This window comes from Acinetobacter sp. C13, assembly GCF_016809775.1.
In the GTDB taxonomy this organism is placed as follows: Bacteria; Pseudomonadota; Gammaproteobacteria; order Pseudomonadales; family Moraxellaceae; genus Acinetobacter; species Acinetobacter pittii.
Window position 1 is genome coordinate 144421 of sequence record NZ_JAFBJL010000001.1, and the last position, 23607, is coordinate 168027.

The 23607-nt window shown below is 38.1% G+C and carries 22 protein-coding genes; 12 read left to right on the forward strand and 10 right to left on the reverse strand.

Annotation, left to right across the window (positions count from 1 at the left end; all coding sequences use genetic code 11):
• The first annotated feature begins 23 nt into the window (after window positions 1-23).
• Window positions 24-716, forward strand: coding sequence for an ABC transporter ATP-binding protein (locus JGE69_RS00660; protein ID WP_005802976.1), 693 nt, complete (start codon window positions 24-26; stop codon window positions 714-716).
• A gap of 3 nt (window positions 717-719) precedes the next feature.
• Complete coding sequence (locus JGE69_RS00665; RefSeq protein ID WP_125518780.1) at window positions 720-3179, forward strand: ABC transporter permease; 2460 nt, start codon at window positions 720-722, stop codon at window positions 3177-3179.
• A gap of 1 nt (window position 3180) precedes the next feature.
• Here JGE69_RS00665 and JGE69_RS00670 read toward each other — a convergent pair whose 3' ends face one another.
• Window positions 3181-3990, reverse strand: coding sequence for a rhomboid family intramembrane serine protease (locus JGE69_RS00670; RefSeq protein WP_005802972.1), 810 nt, complete (start codon window positions 3988-3990; stop codon window positions 3181-3183).
• Window positions 3991-4066: 76 nt separating this feature from the next.
• Here JGE69_RS00670 and mtgA point away from each other — a divergent pair, with 76 nt between their 5' ends.
• The gene (gene mtgA / locus JGE69_RS00675; protein WP_002117784.1) at window positions 4067-4744 is read left to right on the forward strand and encodes a monofunctional biosynthetic peptidoglycan transglycosylase; all 678 of its coding nucleotides are present in this window, start codon (window positions 4067-4069) and stop codon (window positions 4742-4744) included.
• Window positions 4745-4849: 105 nt separating this feature from the next.
• Complete coding sequence (ppk1, locus tag JGE69_RS00680; RefSeq protein ID WP_005802970.1) at window positions 4850-6928, forward strand: polyphosphate kinase 1; 2079 nt, start codon at window positions 4850-4852, stop codon at window positions 6926-6928.
• A gap of 60 nt (window positions 6929-6988) precedes the next feature.
• Here ppk1 and JGE69_RS00685 read toward each other — a convergent pair whose 3' ends face one another.
• Window positions 6989-7117 (reverse strand): hypothetical protein, encoded by a 129-nt coding sequence (locus JGE69_RS00685; protein ID WP_078210343.1) that lies wholly within the window; start codon window positions 7115-7117, stop codon window positions 6989-6991.
• A gap of 57 nt (window positions 7118-7174) precedes the next feature.
• On the opposite strand from JGE69_RS00685, the gene JGE69_RS00690 reads away from it, so the two are divergent.
• A complete protein-coding gene (locus JGE69_RS00690; protein ID WP_199113198.1) occupies window positions 7175-7765 on the forward strand; it encodes an SPOR domain-containing protein in 591 nt (196 codons plus the stop codon).
• Between the two features lie 30 nt (window positions 7766-7795).
• On the opposite strand, the gene oxyR is transcribed toward JGE69_RS00690, so the two are convergent.
• The 4 genes from oxyR to rubA all read right to left on the reverse strand — a co-directional run bounded on the left by oxyR (window position 7796) and on the right by rubA (window position 11148).
• Window positions 7796-8704, reverse strand: a complete 909-nt coding sequence (gene oxyR, locus JGE69_RS00695) for a LysR family transcriptional regulator OxyR (protein WP_068566306.1) — start codon at window positions 8702-8704, stop codon at window positions 7796-7798.
• A gap of 6 nt (window positions 8705-8710) precedes the next feature.
• Complete coding sequence (gene estB, locus JGE69_RS00700) at window positions 8711-9655, reverse strand: esterase EstB (RefSeq protein WP_199111828.1); 945 nt, start codon at window positions 9653-9655, stop codon at window positions 8711-8713.
• Window positions 9656-9707: 52 nt separating this feature from the next.
• On the reverse strand, window positions 9708-10889 hold the full coding sequence (gene rubB, locus JGE69_RS00705; RefSeq protein WP_005070610.1) for a rubredoxin reductase RubB: 1182 nt from the start codon (window positions 10887-10889) through the stop codon (window positions 9708-9710).
• A 94-nt stretch (window positions 10890-10983) separates the two neighbouring features.
• Window positions 10984-11148 carry a rubredoxin RubA gene (gene rubA, locus JGE69_RS00710; RefSeq protein ID WP_000760495.1) on the reverse strand — a complete coding sequence of 55 codons (165 nt, stop codon included), beginning with the start codon at window positions 11146-11148 and terminating at the stop codon, window positions 10984-10986.
• Between the two features lie 446 nt (window positions 11149-11594).
• On the opposite strand from rubA, the gene JGE69_RS00715 reads away from it, so the two are divergent.
• Entirely contained in the window at window positions 11595-12035 is a 441-nt protein-coding gene (locus tag JGE69_RS00715) for an SRPBCC family protein (RefSeq protein ID WP_005070606.1), read from the forward strand.
• A gap of 15 nt (window positions 12036-12050) precedes the next feature.
• Here JGE69_RS00715 and JGE69_RS00720 read toward each other — a convergent pair whose 3' ends face one another.
• Complete coding sequence (locus JGE69_RS00720) at window positions 12051-12539, reverse strand: YqiA/YcfP family alpha/beta fold hydrolase (RefSeq protein WP_199111830.1); 489 nt, start codon at window positions 12537-12539, stop codon at window positions 12051-12053.
• A gap of 256 nt (window positions 12540-12795) precedes the next feature.
• Between JGE69_RS00720 and lysS the strand changes: the two genes are divergently transcribed.
• The 5 genes from lysS to cysN all read left to right on the forward strand — a co-directional run bounded on the left by lysS (window position 12796) and on the right by cysN (window position 18886).
• On the forward strand, window positions 12796-14325 hold the full coding sequence (gene lysS, locus JGE69_RS00725; protein ID WP_199111832.1) for a lysine--tRNA ligase: 1530 nt from the start codon (window positions 12796-12798) through the stop codon (window positions 14323-14325).
• A 185-nt stretch (window positions 14326-14510) separates the two neighbouring features.
• Entirely contained in the window at window positions 14511-15956 is a 1446-nt protein-coding gene (locus tag JGE69_RS00730; protein ID WP_199111834.1) for a capsule assembly Wzi family protein, read from the forward strand.
• A gap of 253 nt (window positions 15957-16209) precedes the next feature.
• Complete coding sequence (locus JGE69_RS00735; RefSeq protein ID WP_002117520.1) at window positions 16210-16341, forward strand: hypothetical protein; 132 nt, start codon at window positions 16210-16212, stop codon at window positions 16339-16341.
• Window positions 16334-17242 (forward strand): sulfate adenylyltransferase subunit CysD, encoded by a 909-nt coding sequence (gene cysD, locus JGE69_RS00740; protein WP_000140408.1) that lies wholly within the window; start codon window positions 16334-16336, stop codon window positions 17240-17242. The genes JGE69_RS00735 and cysD overlap by 8 nt, the downstream gene beginning before the upstream one ends.
• Window positions 17243-17272: 30 nt before the next feature.
• Window positions 17273-18886, forward strand: a complete 1614-nt coding sequence (cysN, locus tag JGE69_RS00745; RefSeq protein WP_032056838.1) for a sulfate adenylyltransferase subunit CysN — start codon at window positions 17273-17275, stop codon at window positions 18884-18886.
• A 52-nt stretch (window positions 18887-18938) separates the two neighbouring features.
• Here the strand turns inward: cysN and JGE69_RS00750 are convergent, their stop codons facing one another.
• Window positions 18939-19496 carry a DUF2239 family protein gene (locus JGE69_RS00750; protein ID WP_199111836.1) on the reverse strand — a complete coding sequence of 186 codons (558 nt, stop codon included), beginning with the start codon at window positions 19494-19496 and terminating at the stop codon, window positions 18939-18941.
• A gap of 213 nt (window positions 19497-19709) precedes the next feature.
• On the opposite strand from JGE69_RS00750, the gene JGE69_RS00755 reads away from it, so the two are divergent.
• A complete protein-coding gene (locus JGE69_RS00755) occupies window positions 19710-20222 on the forward strand; it encodes a hypothetical protein (RefSeq protein ID WP_002117749.1) in 513 nt (170 codons plus the stop codon).
• A 41-nt stretch (window positions 20223-20263) separates the two neighbouring features.
• Here JGE69_RS00755 and JGE69_RS00760 read toward each other — a convergent pair whose 3' ends face one another.
• Window positions 20264-21601, reverse strand: a complete 1338-nt coding sequence (locus JGE69_RS00760; protein WP_002117607.1) for a CitMHS family transporter — start codon at window positions 21599-21601, stop codon at window positions 20264-20266.
• A gap of 568 nt (window positions 21602-22169) precedes the next feature.
• A complete protein-coding gene (locus JGE69_RS00765) occupies window positions 22170-23495 on the reverse strand; it encodes a hemolysin family protein (RefSeq protein WP_002117726.1) in 1326 nt (441 codons plus the stop codon).
• Window positions 23496-23607: the final 112 nt, after the last annotated feature.

The window sequence follows — 23607 nt, forward strand, 5'->3', positions numbered from 1 at the left end:
GAATACATAGGACTTTTCACATCATGCCACAACCCATCATTGCTGCCCATCAAGTTACACAAACTATTCAGATTAACCAAAATCAGTTTACGATTTTAAAAGATATTGATTTAGAGATTTTTGAAGGGGAACAGGTAGCAATTACGGGACGTTCCGGCTCAGGTAAATCAACCTTACTAGGAATTTTGGCGACTTTAGATCAACCGTCTGAAGGAGAAGTCTGGTTGTGTGGTCAAGCTGTTCATCAGTTAACAGAGGAACAACGTGCCCAAATCAGAATGCAGCATATTGGTTTTGTATTTCAGTCTTTTCAACTTCTGCCTCAGTTGAGTGCGCTTGAAAATGTGATGTTACCTTTACGATTACGTAAAGACTTTGATTATAAAACAGCGGAGAAAAAAGCTTTAGATTGGTTGCATCGAGTAGGGCTGAGTCGTCAAGTTGAACAAACGCCTAAAGTCTTATCTGGTGGCGAGCAGCAGCGTGTAGCCATTGCACGCGCTCTCATTGCAGAACCACAAATTATTTTTGCGGATGAACCGACTGGAAACCTAGATGGTCAGACGGCACAAGAAATCGAAAGCTTGCTCTTTGATTTAAACCGAGAGTTAGGTACGACTCTGATTTTGGTGACCCATGATCGTAATTTAGCAACCCTTTGTCAGCGTCATGTTGAGTTAGATGATGGCCGACTAAAGACAGTACAGGGTGGTTAAGCTATGCGTAATCTTCTCAAACCACTTTTGCTACAGAGTTTTCGTACGGGTGGATTATATCTACTCATTATTGCTTTATCGCTTGCGATTAGCGCAACGACAGCCCTGAAATTTAGTAACGATCAAGTTAAAAATGCAGTAAGTCTGCAAGCTTCACAAATGCTGGGTGCTGATTTAGTTCTGTCGAATAACGAGCCTATCGAGCAGTCGTGGAAAAAAAGGGCAGAGCAGCTAGATCTAAAACAAACCAATGTCACTATATTTAGCTCGATGGCACATACCCAAGATCAGTTTGTCATGGTGAATGTAAAGGCAATTGAGCCTTTATTTCCACTCAGAGGACAGTTGGAAATTGAGCCAAGCGCTAAAGCAATTCAATCTGGTGAGGTTTGGCTAAGTCAAAGAGCAGCCGATTTACTTAAAGTAAAGCTAGGAGATACTGTTTCTATTGCTGATGGTACCTTCCGTTTTAGTGGCGTGATTGTGCGTGATTCAAATCAAGAACTCGGTTTTTCAGGCTTTTCTCCAACCGTTATTATTCATCAAGCCGATATTGCTAAGACTCATGCGATTCAGATAGGGAGCAGAATTGACTATCGTTTATTAATGGCAGGTAGCCCTGAACAGGTTCAGTCATTTTCAAAGCAATTTAAGCAACAGCATCAACCATCTAAAGAACCAGATGAAACGGCAGGTTTGCGTTTACGTGATGCGAGTGAATCAAATAGTCGGTTATTACGCCCGCTTGAAAACCTAGATACCTTTTTGCAATTAGCCAATATTTTAACGATTTTGTTGTGTGGGATTGCCATTGCTTTAACGAGTCAAAGATATGTTCAGCAAAACCAAGATCATATTGCACTTATTAGATGCTTAGGCGCCAGTAAGTTCCAAATCTTGTGGGCATATATTGGATTGCTTTGTATTGTCAGTGCGATTTCAATTGTGCTGGGAAGCCTATTAGGTTTAATCATGGGGTTTGGCCTGCTGCAACTTATGCTGCAATTGATTCCTCAATTAGAGTTAAGTTTTTCGGTTGTACCTCTTTTGGTCGGGCCTTTACCAATTGCGATTTTTACCAGCGTGATTGTGCTGCTTGGTTTTATTTTGCCAAGCATTTGGGAGCTTTTAAATACACCTCCAATTCGTGTTATTCGGGAGCAAGCCAAATCTCGCAAATCTTTATTTTTTATGTTTTTTGCAGGAATCACTAGCCTAGTCGTTTTTAGTTTGGTATTGAGTGAAAACTTAATGCTCAGCATTCTGGTTTTAGCAGCCATTATTGTTCTTTGTATTTTGCTTTACACTGTTGTTTGGCTATTGCTTCGCAGTTTAAAAAAGCTGAAAAATCGTTTGTCTTTTTATATTCGTTCGCCATCGCAAAGCGCCTTACAAATTACTGCATTGGCTTTAGGCTTAAGCCTCATTACAGTACTCAGTGTATTAAGAACAGATTTATTAGAGCGTTGGCAACAACAACTTCCGGAAGGAACACCGAATCAATTTGTTTATGGATTGCCTCCATTTGATTTAAAAGCCTTTGAGCAACAGTTAAAGCAACATGGTTGGCAAAGCACCCCGTTATACCCAAATATTCGTGGCCGATTACTGGCTAAAAATGATGTACCTTTTTCAGAAGAGGCTATAAAGCAAAATAATTCTTTGCGCCGTGAATTGAATTTAACACAATCAAATCAATTGCCGAATGACAATGTAATTACAAAAGGACAAGCTCAGTTTAATGGCGTAGGGCAAGTTTCAGTCGAAAGTAAAACTGCCGAAAGTTTGGGAATCCAAATTGGAGATAAGCTTACTTTTGGTTTGCCCGAAGGCAACTTACAGGCCAAAGTTGTGAATTTCCGGAGTGTCGAGTGGGAAAGTTTTAGCCCTAACTTTTTCTTTATTTTTTCACCTAAAACCTTAGACGAAAATGCTGGAAGTTATTTAGGTAGTTTCTATGTGCCTAAGCAAGATCAACCTAAAATGATCACTATTATTCAGCAGTTCTCAAATACAGTATTTATTGATGTTGACCGGATTTTAGATGAAGTAAAACGCTTAATGAATGTTTTGGTCAAAATAGTAACTGTACTGGCAGCGTTAGTCGGTTTTTCTGGAATATTGGTACTGATTGCATGTTTAAACCTGTTAATGGACGAGCGACGCCGTGAGGTTGCTTTACTGCGCTCATTTGGTTTATCTAAAAATAAAATGAAGCAAATGCTCAGTTTTGAGATTGGTTTCTTAGGTCTGCTAGCAGGCATAGTTGCCTGCTGTTTTGCAGAAGTGATTAGTGCGATCGCAAGCTATAAAATGAATATGGCAATACAGTGGCATATTGAAATATGGCTGATTTTACCAATTGGCATGATGCTGGTTTGTGCGCTGATTGGTCGTTATCGACTAGGCTATCTCTGTAATTTGCCACCTTTACAAAGTTTAAGAGAATTAAACCAAGTGTAGTTTAAGGAATAATGTCAGGGTTCTGGATGATGATTTCATGCCATAGGGGAAGCAACGGTGAGTTGAGCTGTACACAGTACATATAAAAACCACCTGTAATTACAACTGCTCCTAATAAGCCTAAGATTTTGAGCACATTTTTTAACTTGCTGACATAGCTTAAGTACCACATCAGTGCAAGAAATGCTCCAATAATCATGCCGCCAATATGCGCGGCATTATTAATACCTGTTGCGACAAAACCAAAAATAAGGTTGATGGCCATAACCATTAATAAAGCTTTTTTATCGAGTATGTAGGCTTGATGCGGAAGCGGGGGAAATAGAGAAAGTACTGTTAACGCAGCACCTAATCCCATTACGGCACCCGAAGCACCTGCACTGACATGAGGAAGTAAACTTTGATCGAAATGTTGCAGTAATTCATGCCCATTTTGAATAGTCATATAGCTACTGAGAAGGCTACCAAATAAGCCAGCAAGTAAATACATACCTATAAAATAGAAGCGACCAAATAGTGACTCAGCTACATTACCGAAAATATAGAGGGCCCACATGTTAAGCATGAGGTGAACAAGACCAAAATGAAAAAACATGCTGGTAAATAAGCGTTCGGGCTGCCCAGTAAAAGTAAGTGGTGTAAAATCAGCGCCCCAATGAATAGCATCTTTCATGACTGGGTCGCTAATATCGACACCAGTCGCAATTTGCCAGACAAACAAACTTACATTAATCAAGATCAGTAAGGCGGTCAGCCACCAAGTTTGTACATTGAGTTTACGATTAATGTGCGGAGGCTGATATTGAGTCATGCTATGCTTTTGTTATATATGAACATGCTTAACAGCTTAACATGAAAAAAGTTGAATACAGGAGATCAGGACGAACATGAAAGCTTTTATTGTTCGCGTGTTGTTAATTTTTATTGGGGCAATTCTCCTTATTCAGCTTTGGATTTTCTCAAGTTTAGTTTGGTGGCGTACACATGAAGTCGATACCACCATGTTTATGCGAATTGATTATTGGTCAGATACCTCAGAGCCGATCATTCATGAATGGCTTGACTATGATGATATTAGTGACAATTTTAAACATGCGATTTTAGCTGGGGAAGATGCAAAATTCATCCATCACCATGGTTTTGACTGGGATGGCATTCGTTTTGCACTAGAGCGGAATAATGAAGAAGGCGAAGTGGTTGCTGGTGGTTCTACAGTATCTCAACAACTGGCAAAGAATTTGTTTTTATACAATAAGCGTTCGTTTATTCGTAAAGGCCAAGAAACTATCGCAACTTGGATGATGGAGCGGATGTGGTCAAAACGCCGAATTCTTGAGGTATATATGAACTCTGTTGAATTTGGCAAAAACCGATATGGTGTAGAAGCAGCCGCGCAATATTATTATGGTAAAAGTGCGAGAAGCTTAACGCGTGAACAAGCTGCTTTTTTGGCCGCATTATTGCCTGATCCGAAATATTATCAAGATCACCGCAATGATCGTAAACTACAGTATAGAAAACGCGTTATTCTACGTTATATGAATAGCACCCAGATTCCCGAATAATGATGTTTTAAAGATGTGTAAATTTTTTAGTTTTTACCAAATTGTCATATTTTTGCAGCATACTGTTTTATAGAGATTTTGGCTGGATAGAGAATTGAGTTAGACATGAATACAGCGATTACACCAACGACCCCAACAGAATATAGTTATAATGACCGTTACATAAATCGTGAATTGTCTATTCTTGACTTCCATTTGCGTGTATTGGAGCAAGCGGTAGACCCTTTACATCCATTACTTGAGCGAATGAATTTCTTGCTCATTTTTTCACGTAATCTAGACGAGTTTTTCGAAATTCGTGTTGCAGGGGTGATGGAGCAATTTTCTCTGGGCAATGAGAGTCGTAGCCCTGATGGTTTGACGCCAAGACAAGTCTTACAAAAAATCTCTGAAACTGCTCACGCTGCGATTGAACGTCAATATCGTATTTTAAATGAAGAAATCTTACCTAAATTACGTGAAGAAGATATTTGCTTCCTCCGTCGTGGTGAACTAACGCCAGCACAGTCAGCTTGGATTAAGAAGTATTTTCAAGAACAAGTTGCACCTGTATTAACCCCAATTAGCTTAGATCCAGCGCATCCGTTCCCACGTCTCGTAAACAAGAGCTTAAACTTTATTATTACCTTAGAAGGTAAAGATGCTTTTGGCCGTCAAATTGATTTAGCCGTGGTTCCAGCCCCACGTTCATTACCTCGCGTTGTACGACTGCCAGATGAGTTAACAGGTGGTAAAGAACATCACGTCATGCTATCTGCAATTATCCATGAGCATGTGTCCGATTTGTTCCCTGGCATGACAGCAACAGGATGTTATCAATTCCGTGTTACACGTAATGCAGACTTGGCATTAAATGAAGATGTTGAAGATTTAGCAAAAGCTTTAAAAGGTGAATTAAGTTCTCGACGTTTTGGCCGTGCTGTTCGCTTAGAAGTAACTCATAACTGTCCGCAGCATATTTATGAGTACTTATTAGAAGAATTTGATTTAACCGATGAGCAGTTATACAAAGTTGATGGACCTGTAAACTTAGCTCGTCTGGTTTCAAATTTTAAACGCCCTCATTTGCGTTATGACTCGCATACGCCGATTGTGCCTAAAGTGTTTAAAAAGACCGAGAACATTTTCTCTGCAATGCAGAAGCAAGACATTTTACTTCATCATCCTTTTGAATCTTTCGCACCCGTGATTCAGCTACTTCGTGAAGCTGCTCGCGATCCACAAGTATTGGCAATTAAGCAGACGCTTTACCGTAGTGGTGCTGACTCTGAAATTGTACAGATTTTGGCGGAAGCAGCGCGTAATGGAAAAGAAGTGACCGCAGTTATTGAATTGCGTGCCCGCTTTGATGAAGAATCAAATATTGAAGTAGCTAACGTTTTACAAGAAGCGGGGGCTGTCGTTGTTTACGGTATTGTTGGTTATAAAACTCACGCCAAAATGATTATGGTGGTGCGCCGTGAAAATAACAAACTTGTGCGTTACGTTCATTTAGGCACTGGTAACTACCATGCAATGAATGCTCGAATTTATACCGATTATGGTCTCATGACGACCGATAAAGATCTCTGTGAAGACGTGCATCGTATCTTCCAAGAGTTGACTGGTATGGGCAAAATGGCGAAATTGAAAAAGCTATTACATGCACCATTTACCTTACATGCTCAGCTCATCAACTTTATTGATGAAGAAATTGCCAATGCTAAGGCAGGACGTAAAGCTCAAATTATTGTGAAAGTGAATGCCTTAACGGAAGTTCAATTGATCAATAAATTATATGAAGCATCTCAAGCAGGTGTTCAGATTGATTTGATTATTCGTTCTATTTGCTGTTTACGTCCAGGTTTGCCTAACTTATCAGAAAATATTCGTGTACGTTCAATTGTAGGGCGCTTCCTTGAACATACCCGTGTTTATTACTTCAGCAATAATGGTGATGCGCGTATTTACTGCTCAAGCGCAGACTGGATGGATCGTAATTTATTTAACCGTGTTGAAGCATGTTTTCCTGTGGAAGATCCTGCATTGAAAAAACGTATTTATCAACAAGGCCTAGTGAACTATTTGCAAGATAACCAGCAAGCTTGGTTGTTACAGTCAGATGGTACTTGGGTACGTGCTGAGCCAGCAGAGGGTGAAAAATTGCATAATGCTCAAAGAGCACTATTAGAAATGATTAAATAATAAGTTTTAAATTTAATTAAAAAAGCCGACAAAATGTCGGCTTTTTTAATTCACTGAAATTCAAAATAATTTAATTAGTTTTTCTAAATGGTTGTTGGGTATACGATAATAAGTTGAAGCACAGCAAGATGTTTTTAAAATATGTGATTTTTTCCATAAAACATTGAATTTTATAAATATACAAATCATGTGAAATCTACTTTAATACGCCGCATTAAATATACTTAACTTCGGTAAATGAATAAGATGCAATGCTTTATTAGAAATTTACTTATTAGAATACTTTTGGGGATAATGCCAGTGACCGCCTATGCAGATCAGAAGTGTTATGGGGATATCATCGTATTTCAAAGGTTTGATGATCAAGCGATATATCCTTATTTTGCACCCGTTTCCAGTGATAAAACTAAAAAGAGTGAGGTAAGGAATAAAACAATAATCATCCAAAAAAGAAAACAAAAGCAAGATGAGTTTTTAACGCAAAAGAAAAATGAGGAAGTTCACACAAAAAAAGTAGAAGAAAAGAAAAATTCTGAAAATAAAAAACAACTTGATGCTGCGATCGCTAAAGAAATTTTAGAAAATGGTGAAAAAAAGTGGATGGTTCAGGTTGCATTAGCAGCTAATCAAAATAAAGCAAATCGGGTTCAATCTCAGCTTGAAGCAAAGGGCTATAAGGTCGTAACCAGCTCAACCACTAAAGGAATACGAGTCATGATAGATCCAGCCAACGACTATGCTATAGCACAGATTATTAGAGAAAAAATTATTGCTGATAATAGTTTGAATATGCAATCTGCTTGGGTGTTTAAGTGGGCATCCCTTACACCTCAATAAAATAAAAAGGAGTCCGAAGACTCCTTTTTTTTATTCATGCAGGTTTGTTGTGATTTTCTGCATAATTTGCAGTAACACGTCAAATTCACTTTGTAGCGGCGTACTTTTACGAGTGACTAATGCTAAAGTGCGGCTTGGGGCATCTTCAATGGGTTTTGCAGTAATTTGATCATTAAACTTGATCATACTATTTTCAATTGCGATCTCTGGTAAAAGTGTAAAGCCTAAATCAGAAGAAACCATTTCAACTAAAGTTGGTAAAGAGCTTGCTTTTAAACGGTTGTCGTTTTTACGTTCACCGATAGGGCAGGCACTTAAAACGTGGTCACGTAAACAGTGGCCTTCTTCAAGCAAAATTAATCTTGATAAATCAAGATCATCTAGTGAGTTTGCTTGCAAAGCATTTGCATCTTGCTTACTACAGACAAGGTACAAATTTTCTTTCGAAATTTCAGCGACTTTTAGGCCTCTGGTATCAAATGGTAGAGCAAGAACAATCATGTCTAGATTACCGTGTTCTAGACGCTCTACAATTTTTTCACTTTGAGCTTCATGCAGATGCAATTGAATTTTAGGTAACTGCTGATGCACTTCATCAAGTAACCGTGTCAGGATAAAAGGTGCAATGGTTGGGATAACTCCCAAATGCAAATCACCTGTTAACGGTTCACTCATTTCACGGCTCAAACGCATTAAATCTTGAGCATCTGCTAGTAGTACACGGGCACGAGCAACGACTTGTTCACCTAAGGGTGTTAAACGCACATTCTGACGGTCACGCTCTACCAGAACGCCACCTAATAACCGTTCAAGCTCCATGATGCCGCCTGATAACGTCGATTGCGTGACAAAAGAGCGGCGTGCTGCTTCAGTAAAATGCAAAGTTTCCGACAACGTAACTAAATATGATAGCTGTCTTAGTGAGGGTAATGCAGCCATAGTGTCCTAGTATGATGATTTAAAATGATGCGCAAATAAACCGCTAAGCTGTGGAATAAAATGTGCAGGGATATCATGCCCCATTCCATCAATTAATTCAAACTTAGCACCGGAAATTGCTTTTGCTACAGCCTTACCATGACTAGGTGGAAGTAAGCGATCACGAGAGCCATGTAAGACTAACGCAGGTTGCTTAATTTCACGGTCCAGTTGAAGTAAGGAGCCTGTACATAATATTGCTAAAAACTGTTGAAGTACACCAGCAGGATAATAGCTACGTTGATAAAGTTTGCGTGCAGTTTGCATTGCTTCAATCTGGTTGACGTAACCAGGTGAACCAATCAATTGAAATAGTTTTAAACTGTGATTAACAATACCTTCTTCATCACGCGATTCAGGTTTGCCAATTAAACTCAAAAGCTGTTTCGGAAAAGGAGGGGGTAAAAAAGGCTGATTATTACTTGTAAACATGAGCCCCAATTTCTCAACCTTTTCAGGATATTTTGCTGCAAGAATTTGAGCAATCATCCCACCCATTGATGCGCCAATGACATGTGTTTTAGCCACGCCTAAACGGTCAATGAGCATTGATACATCATCTGCCATATCGTGCAGGGTATAAGGTGCCCCTTGATTACTTAGACCGAGTGCAAAGCGACCCATCAATTTAACAGTATTTAAACGCTTACCTTCATGACGTACTTTTGAAGAAAGGCCAATATCACGGTTATCAAAACGAATAACACGAAAACCTTGATCAATGAGTGATTTACAGAAGAAATCTGGCCAGAAAAGCATTTGAGCCCCAAGACCCATAATCAGCAAAATGGTTGGATGTTCCGGTTTTCCACCTACTTCTACATGTAGCTCAATACCATTGCCTAAGTTGACTTTGGTTTCTTGCATGAAAGATGTGTACGGCGAAACGTTAAACTGTAAGGCACTATTCATGTTATTCATTCCTTAAAGGAATACTCACAAAAGAGTATTCCTGATTCAAACCTTATGCTTGAGCTGGAATAAGATCTGGAACAAGCTTTGTTAAAGTTAAGCGTTGTTTACCTGCTGTTGCACCTAACAATACGAAACCACGCAATGTTCCTTCATTGTCAATTGCTTTAGCAAGCATACCATCGTCGAACTCTTCTGTTTCCCAGTTCACTTCTACATCTACTGGTGCCGGTAATACTGTAAGTGGAGCTGCAGGAGTTTTTACTGCAACGGGCATAGCAGGGTAGTGTACGGCAGTTTGTTGCCCACTGAGGGTTTTAGCAAGAGCACGAGCTTGCTGCATAATCGGCATTACATATGGAAGTAGCGTGCCATTTACTTCAGCGCAATCGCCAATTGCATAAATGTCGGCTTGATTCGTTTCAAGTAAACTATTGGTAATAATTCCTCGGCTTGTTTGAATATCTGCACTTTTAGCAAGTGAAATATTTGGCTGTAAACCAATGGCTGAAAGAACAATGTCTGCTACCAAAGTTTGGCCATTTGCGAGTGTAATCGCATAATCTTCGCCACCATTAATTTTGCTGACTTTTTCAACGGTTGTGCCTAATGCAAATTTAACACCAGCCTCTTCGAGATTTTGCTGGAATGCAGAAGCAATATGACCTGGCAATAAGCGACCTAATGGTTGAGGTGCCAAATCAATGACAGTAATGTCATATTCACTGTGAAGTAAGTCATTGGCAAATTCACAACCAATTAAACCGGCACCCAAAATAACAACACGTTTATCTTTACGTTGAGCTAGATTTTCACGGAAAGCACGGTAATCAATTAGCGAGTTCACGACATGAATGTCATCGCTACCATCGCCTGCAATTGCAAGACGAATTGGGTTAGCACCAACCGCTAAAATCAGTTTTGAATAGGGTTGATTCGAAGTTACCCCATCTTTCTCAAGAACAAGCTCATGACGTTCAGCTAAAATTTCTTTTACAAAAGTGAAAGGCTCAATACGCATATTGAGTTGGGTACCCATTTTAGCAGCATCACCTAAAGCAATCTGTTCAGGTGCTTTCTTACCTGCAAATGCATTTGATAATGTTGGCTTTGCATAATTCACTGCATCATCCGCACAAATCATCACAAGTTCTTGCTCTGGGCTAAGTTTACGAAACTCACGTGCTAAGGTATAACCCGCCATGCCTGATCCGATAATGACGATAGGATGCATTTTTCTCTCCAGAGTTAGAATTGTTTGTTTAATACGGTAATGGGTAATATTCGTAAAAAAGACCATGTCAATCATGGCCTTTTACTTTAAGTCATTAGATTTCGATCATTTCGAAGTCAGCTTTTGAAACGCCGCAATCAGGGCAAGTCCAGTCATCAGGGATATCTTCCCATTTTGTTCCAGCTGCAATGCCGTCTTGTGGCCAACCTTCTGCTTCATCGTAAATCCATCCACAAACGATACATTGATATTTTTTCATGAGACTCTCCGCACTGATAAGTTTGCTCAAAGCTGCCTTTCAGTAAAACTATTCCATCTATTAATAATGTAACCACGATCCGGTCAATAATAACCAATGTGCCTTTGATCGGATATCAAATTTTTACGCAGTTCTACATTTAATGTAAAGCAAATAACGGAGTTTAATCATTCGTAAGCAAAGATGAATGGCAGGTTAGGACAAATAAGTGGTTTTTTAGGCAAAACTTGAGCATAAACTAATAATAACTAATACATTCTTAACGTTAATTTTAAACTTAATGTTGTTTGTGAAATTATTGAGAAATAAAAAGTGTCTGCTCATTTAAAAGATTTATATAATAAGAAAGCTAAATAACAACAAATAAAGATTCAACAGATGTCATTATTAAACGCGAAAATTAAAATTCGACAGTATAAGAACGGAATAAATCAGGGAACTTAAGTATGGAAAATTTAGTATACGAAGTAGAAATTGAGGCGCCTATAGAAAAAGTATGGGAATTACTTTGGAATAACGAGACATATAATGCTTGGACAAAATTCTTTGCCCCAGACTCTTCAATGCGTACCGATTGGCAAATCGGTGGTAAAACTTATTTTCTAGATGGTGAAGGCAATGGCATGGTCTCCACCATTGAAGAATTGAAAAAGCCGGAAATATTGATTTTTAAACATTTAGGAATGATTAAGGACGGTAAGGAAGATTTAGAAAGTGAAGAAGTTAAAGGCTGGAGTGGTTCCCAAGAAAAATATTTTTTGAGCCAGCACGATAGTGTAACTACTTTAAAAGTCGAATTAGCCACCTTACCTGAATACATGGGCATGTTGAAAAGTGGCTTCGTTCAAGGATTTGATGTCATCAAGAAATTGGCAGAAGGAAAATAGGTAATTGGCATCAAGTTAAGCCAAATATTTTTTATAAATTTTCATAATCAAATCATTGATACGAGAAGGATAGGCCAAACGATGATGTCCGCCTTCAAAGGTTTCAATATTCATGTAGGGCGCAAGTTTTTCTTGAACCTGATACATATCAAGTTGCTCATCTCCTAATTCTAAATAAGCCATTTTAGGATTAGAGAGGGTAAGTTCCTTTTCGGAAAGCTGAGGATAATCAGGTCGAAAACTAGGCGTAAGACTTGGATTTGCCACAATCACAGCTAATTTATGTTGAGCGGCAGTTTTTAAGGCCCAATATCCTCCAAGGCTGTGACCAACCAGTAAATCTGGTTTGATCGTCTGAATAGCTTGGTGATAAAAGTACTCAACAGATGCATAACTTAGGTTGCGATAATCAACGTCAATACAAAACTTTTCAGGATGTAAAATGGCGTGGAACTTTGTTGATTCACGAGAAGAATCCAAGCCATGTAAAAATAGAATTTTCATTATTTACGACACAATCTCATTGATAAAATACAAGGCAAATAGGGCCTGTGAATATCGAGGTTATTTGGATTTTTTTATATTTTACTAAAAGCTTTAAAAAATGATCTTAGCGATTGGTCTAAGTCATTTTGCCTTTAAAAAGTACTGCTCTTTTCTATAAATTGTCTTTTTTCATTTTTGTTTGATTGAAATCATTCGAAAAACTCCTGCAATCTGTTAAGCTATGCCACTTCATTTTTACTTAATCGAGGCAGAGATGACGCAACAAAACGCTCAATCGACTTCTGAACCAACTATTTCCGAAAACGATTTAATTGCACAGCGTCATGCCAAATTAAAGCAAATCCAAGATGTTGCGAAGGAAACTGGAAAGAGTCCTTGGCCAAATACTTTTAAGCGTGAACATTACGCAGCTGATCTACAAGAACAATTTAAAGATCAGTCGAAAGAACAAATTGAAAGCGCTGAGCATGTCTATGTAAAAGTAGCTGGCCGTGTCATGTTAAACCGTGGTTCTTTCATGGTGATTCAAGACATGACAGGTCGTATTCAGTTATATGTTGACCGTAAAGGCTTACCAAAAGATATTCTTGAAACCATTAAAGGTTTAGATCTTGGTGACATTATTGCTGCCGAAGGTTATATCGGACGTTCAGGCAAAGGTGACTTATATGTTCATCTTGAAGGTTTTGAACTTCTTACAAAATCTCTTCGTCCGTTACCAGATAAATTTCATGGCTTAAATGACACAGAAGTTAAGTACCGTAAACGTTACCTTGACTTAATTGTGAATGAAGAAACACGTAAAACTTTTGAAATCCGTGCCAAAGTTGTTGCTGGTATCCGAGCGTTCTTAAATAACGAGCGTTTCATGGAAGTTGAAACGCCAATGATGCATGTGATTCCGGGTGGTGCTTCTGCACGTCCATTTGAAACACATCACAATGCTTTGGATATGCCTTTATTCTTACGTATTGCGCCTGAACTTTATTTGAAGCGTTTAGTGGTTGGTGGTTTTGAGCGTGTGTTCGAAATCAACCGTAACTTCCGTAATGAAGGGGTGTCAACACGCCACAACCCTGAATTCACGATGATCGAGTTTTATCAGGCATATGCTGATTATAAAGACTTAATGGCATTGACTGAAAATATGCTTGAAAAGTTGGCTTTGGATATTCTAGGTACAACTGATGTTCCTTACCAAGGTGAAGTATTTAGCTTCAAAGGACCATTCAAGAAAATCTCTATGTTCGATGCGATTTTAGAGAATAACCCGCAGTTCACACCTGAAAATGTAAGTGATCGCGAGTTTCTTGCAAAATTTATTCGTGAAGAGTTGAAAGAAGAAGTTAAGCCAGGTTTTGGTTTAGGTAAGCTTCAAACAATCGTATTTGAAGAAACAGTTGAGAATAAACTTCGTCAGCCAACATTTATTACTGATTACCCAGCGGAAACTTCTCCATTGGCGCGTCGTAATGATGACAATCCACACGTTACAGATCGTTTTGAATTCTTCATCGGTGGTCGTGAGTTAGCAAATGGCTTCAGCGAGTTAAATGACCCGATTGATCAGGCTGAACGTTTCCAAGCGCAAGTTGCTGAAAAAGACGCTGGTGATGATGAAGCAATGCATTACGATGCAGAGTTTGTTGAAGCACTTGAATATGGTTTACCTCCAACAGCAGGTGAAGGTATTGGTATTGACCGTTTGGTTATGTTATTTGCTGACGCACCAAGTATTCGTGATGTAATTTTATTCCCGCATATGCGCCGTAAAGAAGGTTAATCTTCTAAGATGCAAAAAGGCAGTATTTATACTGCCTTTTTTATTACCTTTTATATCTAGAAACTTACCTACTTATACTAATCTTAAGATAGCGTTAAAAAATGTAATTGCACAGTTTAACAATTGCAAAGTTGTGATAAAAAATTTAAGGTGTTGCTCATAAATAACTTTGAGAATTGGCTGGCATGTTTCTAAGAAAAACACTTTCGATTGCAATATTGGCAACTGCTTCATCCGCTATTTTTGCACAAGGTTTAGTGCTAAATAATGAAGACTTACGTACCGACTTAAACTGGTTAAATCAACAAGGTGTTATCAGTATTAGCACCTCAACTTGGCCGTTAAGTGGTGATGAAATTCAAAGAGCACTTTCTCAAGCAAAAGTGACGCATCCAGCTCAACAAAAAGTTATTAATTCAGTACTTAATGCATTAAAAGCAGATAACAATACAGTTAAAGTGGGTGCTTTTGCTGAAACTGATATCAAAAATATTCCTCAAGCATTCGGTGATAACCAAAAAGCTCAATATCAAGGTTCATTAGAGTTTAATGCTGGCGGTGAAAACTGGGATGCTAAAATCCGAGTAAATGCAGAAAAAGATCCTCAAATTGATAATGGACAAGACGTTAATGTTGAAGGTTCATATGTCGCTGGTAAACTTTGGAATCAATGGATAGTTGCAGGTCAAATTCCAACATGGTGGGGACCTGGACACGATGGTAGCTTAATTCGTGGTGATGCTAGTCGACCAGTTTATGGGGTAACTGCACAACGTGCTGTGCAAAATGCTTTTGAGACAAAATGGTTGTCTTGGATTGGACCTTGGCAATACCAAGCATTTGCTGGTCAATTAGATGATTATAAAGCAGTGCCTGATGCTAAATTAATTGGATTACGTTTAACTGCACAACCATTACCATATATCGAGTTAGGTGCATCGCGTGCTATTCAGTGGGGTGGAGATGGCCGTCCTGAAAGTCTTAGTTCGTTATGGGATGCATTTGTTGGTAATAAAGATAATGGCGGAACTGGCGAACCAGATCCATCAAACCAAATTGCTGGCTTTGATGGTCGTTTATTGCTGCAACCGCTATTCCAAGTTCCAGTCAGTTTATATGGACAATATGTAGGTGAAGATGAAGCAGGTGGTTTACCTTCTAAGAAAATGTACTTAGCTGGTGTGGACTATTCATCTAGCTACAATAACATGCCGTACCAACTTTATGCAGAGTGGGCAGATACGCGTACTAATGGTGATGTAAGAGGTATCTCTTATTCTCATTCAACATATAAAGATGGCTATTACCAACATGGTTTCTCGTTAGGCCATGCGATGGGCGGTGATGGGCAAATGTATTCGGTAGGTGGCGATATCCGCTTTGATGTCATGAACCGTTTAAGTGGGCGCGCTATGGTGGTTAAAGTTAACCAATCTAACTTGGCAATCAATAAAGCATTCCCTAAAGATGATGAAATTAAAGCACTTGATTTAACGTGGACGCATTTCATCAAACCTGATCTTCCATTAAAAATTAATGGATGGGTAAGTGATTCGGATCTTGAGGGTAATGATGCAGGTGCATCTATTGGTATTGAAATTCCATTAGAACGTAAAATGTTTGGTTTCTAAGATTAGATCATGTTTTAGAAAAGAGAAGCCATCAAAGCTTCTCTTTTTTATGGTTTTTAAAGAAATATAAAGACTAGAACATGATTTGCTTAAGTTGACTACACAAGCTAGGATTACCAAGTTATGCAAGTGAATCAGCATATTACATGTATATGATTAAATCGAATATCAATATGAAAAAACAAGCAAAAGGAATCGGTTTTAAATCACTATAATGCATAACTAATGCTATAAGCCATATAAAGGCTTGTGGTTGGATTATCTATCACGAAAAATTGGAGTTGTTATGGCACTCGTTCCTCCACATGGTCTTCTAGGTGGTGGTTTAATACTACTTCTAGATTTTATGGGCAAAATGGATAGAGAAGGACGTGTTCATGACTGAATCAAGACTCACACATCTCAAGCAACTTGAAGCTGAAAGCATTCATATTATCCGTGAAGTTGCTGCAGAATTCGAAAACCCAGTCATGCTTTACTCAATTGGTAAAGACTCGGCTGTTATGCTTCATCTTGCGTTAAAAGCATTTTATCCAGCTAAGCTTCCATTCCCATTATTACATGTAGATACGGGTTGGAAATTTAAAGACATGATCGCGTTTCGCGATAACATGGCAAAAACTCATGGTTTTGACTTAATTGTTCATCAGAACAAAGAAGGCCGTGAAGCTGGGATCAACCCATTTGATCATGGTAGTTCAAAATATACAGATATTATGAAAACCCAAGCTTTAAAACAGGCTTTGGATAAATATCAATTTGATGCTGCTTTTGGTGGTGCACGTCGTGATGAAGAAAAATCACGTGCGAAAGAGCGTGTATATTCATTCCGTGATAGTAAACACCGTTGGGACCCTAAAAACCAACGTCCTGAACTTTGGAACCTTTACAATGGTAAAGTGAACAAAGGCGAAAGTATTCGTGTATTCCCATTATCGAACTGGACAGAGTTGGATATCTGGCAATATATCTATTTAGAAAATATTCAAATTGTTCCTCTTTATTTCTCTGCTGTTCGTCCAGTGGTAGAGCGTAGTGGTACGTTAATCATGGTTGATGACGAACGTATGCGCTTAAAAGAGGGTGAAGTTCCACAGATGAAGTCTGTACGTTTCCGTACGCTTGGCTGTTACCCGTTAACTGGTGCAGTTGAGTCTGAAGCAGATACGTTACCTGAAATTATCCAAGAGATGCTTTTAGCCACGAGTTCTGAGCGTCAAGGTCGTATGATTGACCATGATGAAGCGGGCTCAATGGAAAAGAAAAAGCAAGAAGGCTATTTCTAAGACAATTTCTAAATTTGTGGAGTTTGAGCAATGTCTCATCAATCAGAATTAATCAGCCAAGATATCTTGGCCTATTTAAAGCAACATGAACAAAAAGACCTTCTACGCTTTTTGACTTGCGGTAACGTAGATGATGGTAAAAGTACGCTTATTGGGCGTTTACTTTACGATTCAAAATTGATTTATGAAGATCAATTGCAAGCAGTAACGCGTGACAGTAAAAAAGTAGGAACTACGGGTGATGCACCAGACTTGGCATTACTGGTAGATGGCCTTCAAGCTGAACGTGAACAAGGTATTACCATTGACGTAGCTTACCGTTATTTCTCAACAGAAAAGCGTAAGTTTATTATTGCGGATACCCCGGGACATGAGCAATATACACGTAACATGGCAACAGGTGCGTCAACTGCGGACTTGGCAATCATCTTGATTGATGCGCGTTATGGTGTGCAAACTCAAACTCGTCGCCATACGTTTATTGCAAGTTTGCTTGGTATTAAAAATATCGTTGTTGCAATCAATAAGATGGACTTGGTTGAATATTCACCTGAACGTTTCACTGAAATTCAGATTGAATATGATGCTTTCGTAAGCCAATTAGGTGATCGTCGTCCAGCCAATATTCAGTTTGTACCAATCTCTGCTTTAAATGGCGATAACGTTGTAAACCCGTCAGCTCATACGCCTTGGTACAAGGGTCAAACCTTGATGAGCATTCTTGAGTCGGTGGAAATCAGTCGTGAATCGAATAAACACGAATTCCGTTTCCCTGTTCAGTATGTAAACCGTCCAAATCTTGATTTCCGTGGTTTTGCGGGTACCGTTGCTTTAGGTGAAATCAATGTTGGTGATGAGATTGTTGCACTGCCATCAGGTAAGCGTTCAACAGTTAAAGAAATCGTTACTTTTGATGGAAACCTTGAGCAGGCTGTAGCGGGTCAAGCGGTTACATTGACCCTGAATGATGAAATTGATATTAGCCGTGGTAACGTTTTGGTACGTGCTGGCGAGCAACCGTTAATTTCACGTAGTGTTCGTGCTTCAGTGGTGTGGATGAATGAACATCCGCTCGTGAAAGGTAAGTTATACAACGTTAAGATTGGTACCCAGACTGTTCCTGCTAAAGTCACTAATATTCACTATCGAGTGAATGTGAATACACTTGAACATACTCATGTGGAAGAGCTTGAGTTAAATGCAATTGCAGATGTTGTAGTTGAGTTCGATGCGCCAGTTGTGTTTGATCAATATCAAGATTCTCGTTATACAGGTTCATTCATTTTCATTGACCGCTTAAGCAACGTAACTGTTGGTGCTGGTATGGTTGAAGCTGCTGTTGAATGGACTGCACATAGCAATCCTGTAACAGCTGAAGATCGTGCTGCACGTTTGGGCCAAAAGCCAGCGGTGATTGGGATTTCTGCACAGTTAATCGAGAAAGCTCAAGTTTTAGAAAGTTTATTGATCCAACAAGGTGTAGTTGCGATTGCAAAAGCCAACTTAACTGCTGATCAAATTACTTTATTGCGTGAGACAGGTGTTGTAGTTATTACTACGGCTGTGGATGGTACAGATACAGAAGTTACTGCTGAAACCGTTGAAGAGGCAGCTGAAAAAGTTGTGGAATTAGTTCGTCTTTAATAGACTGAATTGATTTTGAAAAAACCCGCGTAAGCGGGTTTTTTTATTGGGTTTAGAAAATACTTTGAGTTTTTAAAGTTAAATATTCTCTTAAATCTTTAGGATAGCTCTGAATCATTTTTAAAAATATATCTTGATCGCCTTGATATAAGGCACGTGTTGCTTCTTCGTAATTTGGCATATTGCCCAACATGGCAGACATAAAACGGTCGATGGCTTGTTTAGCGAGCATAATATTACCTTCAGAATTTGGGTTATTTAACTCTTTATCAATTAACTTACGAATTACTGCTGATGCACTCGCACTTTGTTGATCTAACCAATCCCAATGTTTTTTCTGTAAAGTGATTTCACGAGAAATTACTCCGAGTTTAGGTCGTCCAACTTTTTTAATTTCTTCCGGTTCAGCATAACGTTGATGAAATTCTTGTTCCGAACCAGAAAGATCAAGATCAATTTGTTGACCTGTTTGATCATTAAAAATCAGAATATTTTCCGTTGTTTTCGGAAGATCTTTGAGTTTTTTTGCAAGTTCAATGAGGGAGTCACTCGCAATAAGCGTGCTTCCAGTGAAGGCAGTATAGGTGATTTTAGTATTCATTTTAGCCATATATTTTTATCTGGGTAAAATAATATTATCAGGGTAAAATTAATTTGGCAAATAATTAAAATTATAACCAAAGAATTATTTGATTTTATGAGTGTAGTCTATGAAGTTAGGACTATAAAAATAGTCAAGATAATGGGCTATTTAAAATTTTACTCTGCTTTAGTATCGCTTTTATGAGAGAATACGCCTTTAGTTGTATGTATAGAGACTCCTATGTTTGAGCAATCTCCTGAATCTTTAAGCGATATCGAAATTTTAGACATTTTACAGTCGATGAAAAAAGATAAGCTAGATACGGAAGCAAATGAGATCATCCGTAACGGGGGAAAAGCAGGACGTCAGGAAGCACATAAACAGGCCTTAGTGGCACTGAATACAAATTTTGAAGAAAAGTTTGTAGAGGCAGTTACTCTTGCACTAGGTTTAAATGCAGCTCAAGCTAAAAAAATTCGCTATAAAAAAGATCGAATTCGTATTTTAAAAGCGCGTGGTATTGATTATTTAGCTATTGATGGTGCAGAAACAGCGCAAGTTTTGGCACAAATTTCACAAGCGATTGTTCGAGAAGATGCAATAGTTACTCATGACTTACATGACATCTTCCCATTTTGGAAAGAAGGTTGGCCAATGGTGCAATTTGATAATGCCTATAAAATTTTAGAAGAAGATATTAGCTTGCACTTTCATGCGTTCTTAGACGCCATGATTGAATATATAAATAAATAAAAATAAAAGCCCCGTTTGGGGCTTTTATTTATAGGGAATAATTAAAGTGTACTAAAGAGCGGGAAAACGCCAATCACTAATGCAGTGCCCATCAAAACCATACATGTTATAAATGCCCACTTAAATGTGAACTTTTGATGATCTGCAAAGTCAACTTTAGCAAGACCGCATAACAAGTAAGTTGATGGAACAAGAGGCGATAGCAAGTGCACTGGCTGGCCTACAATTGATGCACGAGCAATAGCTTCTGGGCTAATACCGTAATGTGAAGCCGCTTCAGCAAGAATTGGTAAAACACCATAGAAGAATGCATCATTTGACATAAAGAATGTCAAAGGCATACTGACTAAAGCGGTAATCGGTGCAAGATATGGACCCATGCTTGGAGGAATCATTGCGACGAATTCTTTAGACATCGCCTCAACCATACCTGTACCAGATAAAATCCCTGTGAAAATACCTGCAGCGAAAATTAAACCTACAACAGCTAAAATACTATCTGCATGCATTGCGATACGCTTTTTCTGCATATCAACATCAGGATAGTTAATCAGCATTGCAATACAGAACGCTAGCATGAATAACACTGACATTGGCAAAATGCCTTTGATTAATGCAATCATGAGAATAATAGTAAGTACCATATTTACTTTGCGTAAATGTGGACGCGTCGCTTCAGGGTCTTTCGACACGGTAATATTGTCACCATGATGACTTTCAAGCTCAATCACGCCTAAACGTTTTTGCTCATAACGGCCATATAAATATGCCAAGAAGAATAACCAACCAATACTAATGATCATTGGAAGGATCATCGGTACGAAAATATGGCTTGGATCAACTTGTAACGCACTTGCAGCACGAGCAGTAGGACCACCCCATGGCGTTAAGTTCATTACACCACTACATAACAGCATAAGTGCAGTCATGATGAGTGTGTTCATTCCTAGACGTTGATAAAGTGGCAACATTGCAGCCACACAGATCATATAGGTGGTTGAGCCATCACCATCTAAAGAAACAAGAGTGGTTAAAAAGACAGTTCCTAGAGTAATTTTTAAAGGATCGCCTTTAACTTTTTTCAAAATCCATTTAACCGGTGGGTCGAAAAGACCTGCATCGATCATTAAGGCAAAATATAAAATTGCGAATAAAAGCATTACGCCAGTTGGCGCTAATTTTTTGATGCCATCCAGCATCATCTCACTGAGACCTTTAAGTTCAATGTGACTTAAACTTTCAAAGTAATGACCTAGGCCCCAAGCAATGAGAGAAAAAATAAACGGGATGAGAATTAAAGCAATAATAGGGCTTAAACGTTTGGACATGATTAAGTACATGAAGCACAAAATCATGCCAACACCAAGTAATGTCAGCATACAATCAATCCTTTGCCTATAGTTTTACTGAACAAGTTTATTCAAAACTCTGACCTTGGTTATTCTTATTAATTTTTATTAAAAAGACAAATAATATATTTAGTTTATTTGGTTAATATATATTCGTTTGGATAGGTATATTTAGATGAAATACTGAACATATATATTAAGGTTATAATGGTTTTATAATAAATGAATGCTATTATAAAATAATATAAAGGTATTATAAAAATAAAAATTATATGGCATTTTTTTTAATTATATATATTTTGATGATTGAAATGAGAAGAAGAAGCATTTAGGGATTGACTTTGAGCTAAGTTACATAAGTTTGTTTACAATGTAAATGGGGCTTAATCACTTTATAGGCAGTTAAGAGATATAGATTATTTTATTAATTTTCAGTATTTAAGCTTTAATAGAGTTGTTAAATAAAATAATAATACTTTTAGATTAAAAGAGCAAATTGAATAAATGAATCTAAAATAATTATTACATATATTTAAAAAAGTTATTTAGTTTTAAAAAATACCCCAACTAAATTGTGGGGCATTTAAATTAATAACGATTAGTTTTCATCAATTGATGAGTGCGTTTCGGTTTGTTCTAAAATTCGAGTTACAAGAAGTTGGTCAATTTTAAAATGGTCGACATCGACAACTTCAAATTTATATCCACCAAATTCCACAAAATCTGCTGGACGTGGAATTTTGCGTAAACGGTACATCATGAAACCTGCGAGCGTCTCATAGTTTTCTTCATCAGGCATTTCATCAATTTCAAGAGCATGTCTTAGGTCATCAATTGGTGTGCTGCCATCAATTAACCAAGAGTTATTATCACGTTTAATGATTTGCTGTTCTTCTTCAATAGGAGTAACCCAATCACCCATAACTGTGATCATGATATCGCTTAGCGTAATCACTCCTACAACAAGTGCATATTCATTGATAACGACAGCAAATTTCTCTTTTGTAGAACGAAAACGGTCAAGTAGTTCAGAGAGTGTGAGAGTGTCGGGAATCATGAGTACAGTACGAATGGTAGACTCATTTAATTGAGTTGGTGATTGATTATTTAAAATGCGTACTAAGAAATCTTTAGCATCAACATAACCAATAACCTGATCAATATTTTCATTACACACTAAAAATTTTGAGTAAGGATATTCTGCTAATTTTTGACGAATACTATCTTCATGTTCGTTTAAGGTGAAATAAACGACGTTCTCGCGTGTCGTCATGCTTGAAGGTACGGTACGTTCTTCTAGTTCAAAAACATTCTCAATAAAGTGGTGTTCTTGTTTTTGAAGTACGCCGGCTTGAGCGCCCGCATCCATGACCGCTGAAATATCATCAAAAGTAATATTGTCTTCGCGTGTTGTATTGACTTTAAACAAGCGAAATAACAGATTCGCAATAGCATTAATTCCCCAAGCTAAGGGTTTACATACCTTAATAAAAACTTGAATCGGGTTAATAACGCTAATTGCAATTTTTTCAGGTGCAATCATTGCCAAGCGTTTTGGCATGAGATCAGCAAATAAAATAAATAGAGAAGTTACTAAAGTGAAGGAGAGGGCAAAACCGATAGTTTGTGTCCAAGGGCCTTCATAAAAGCGGTCAACTAAAGTGACAAAAAAGGGACGAAAAGCAGCTTCACCCAAAATACCGCCTAAAATTGCAACTGCATTTAGTCCAATTTGAGAAGCTGCAAAAAAATCGGCAGATTGTTCTTGTAGATCAAGTACTTGTTGGGCACGTTCTTCGCCAGCTTCGGCTAAAATTTTTAACTTTACTTTTCTGGCGCCAGCCAATGCAATTTCAGTTAAAGATAAAAAGCCTGCTGCGATGATGAGCAGTACGATGATAATGATATTTTGAAAGAGACTCACAAATCACCCGAGGTTCATCATTATTATGACTATGTTTTAACACAAAAAAGCGCTGAGGTAATCAGATTGATTGCTCAGCGCTTGAAGATAATGTCTAAAATCGACAATTAAA

Excerpts from the sequence above, each read along its gene's own strand:
- JGE69_RS00660 (WP_005802976.1), top strand. The coding sequence starts at position 24 with ATGCCACAACCCATCATTGCTGCCCATCAAGTTACACAAACTATTCAG.
- JGE69_RS00665 (WP_125518780.1), top strand. The coding sequence starts at position 720 with ATGCGTAATCTTCTCAAACCACTTTTGCTACAGAGTTTTCGTACGGGT.
- JGE69_RS00670 (WP_005802972.1), bottom strand. The coding sequence starts at position 3,990 with ATGACTCAATATCAGCCTCCGCACATTAATCGTAAACTCAATGTACAA.
- mtgA (WP_002117784.1), top strand. The coding sequence starts at position 4,067 with ATGAAAGCTTTTATTGTTCGCGTGTTGTTAATTTTTATTGGGGCAATT.
- ppk1 (WP_005802970.1), top strand. The coding sequence starts at position 4,850 with ATGAATACAGCGATTACACCAACGACCCCAACAGAATATAGTTATAAT.
- JGE69_RS00685 (WP_078210343.1), bottom strand. The coding sequence starts at position 7,117 with ATGATTTGTATATTTATAAAATTCAATGTTTTATGGAAAAAATCACAT.
- JGE69_RS00690 (WP_199113198.1), top strand. The coding sequence starts at position 7,175 with ATGCAATGCTTTATTAGAAATTTACTTATTAGAATACTTTTGGGGATA.
- oxyR (WP_068566306.1), bottom strand. The coding sequence starts at position 8,704 with ATGGCTGCATTACCCTCACTAAGACAGCTATCATATTTAGTTACGTTG.
- estB (WP_199111828.1), bottom strand. The coding sequence starts at position 9,655 with ATGAATAGTGCCTTACAGTTTAACGTTTCGCCGTACACATCTTTCATG.
- rubB (WP_005070610.1), bottom strand. The coding sequence starts at position 10,889 with ATGCATCCTATCGTCATTATCGGATCAGGCATGGCGGGTTATACCTTA.
- rubA (WP_000760495.1), bottom strand. The coding sequence starts at position 11,148 with ATGAAAAAATATCAATGTATCGTTTGTGGATGGATTTACGATGAAGCA.
- JGE69_RS00715 (WP_005070606.1), top strand. The coding sequence starts at position 11,595 with ATGGAAAATTTAGTATACGAAGTAGAAATTGAGGCGCCTATAGAAAAA.
- JGE69_RS00720 (WP_199111830.1), bottom strand. The coding sequence starts at position 12,539 with ATGAAAATTCTATTTTTACATGGCTTGGATTCTTCTCGTGAATCAACA.
- lysS (WP_199111832.1), top strand. The coding sequence starts at position 12,796 with ATGACGCAACAAAACGCTCAATCGACTTCTGAACCAACTATTTCCGAA.
- JGE69_RS00730 (WP_199111834.1), top strand. The coding sequence starts at position 14,511 with ATGTTTCTAAGAAAAACACTTTCGATTGCAATATTGGCAACTGCTTCA.
- cysD (WP_000140408.1), top strand. The coding sequence starts at position 16,334 with ATGACTGAATCAAGACTCACACATCTCAAGCAACTTGAAGCTGAAAGC.
- cysN (WP_032056838.1), top strand. The coding sequence starts at position 17,273 with ATGTCTCATCAATCAGAATTAATCAGCCAAGATATCTTGGCCTATTTA.
- JGE69_RS00750 (WP_199111836.1), bottom strand. The coding sequence starts at position 19,496 with ATGGCTAAAATGAATACTAAAATCACCTATACTGCCTTCACTGGAAGC.
- JGE69_RS00755 (WP_002117749.1), top strand. The coding sequence starts at position 19,710 with ATGTTTGAGCAATCTCCTGAATCTTTAAGCGATATCGAAATTTTAGAC.
- JGE69_RS00760 (WP_002117607.1), bottom strand. The coding sequence starts at position 21,601 with ATGCTGACATTACTTGGTGTTGGCATGATTTTGTGCTTCATGTACTTA.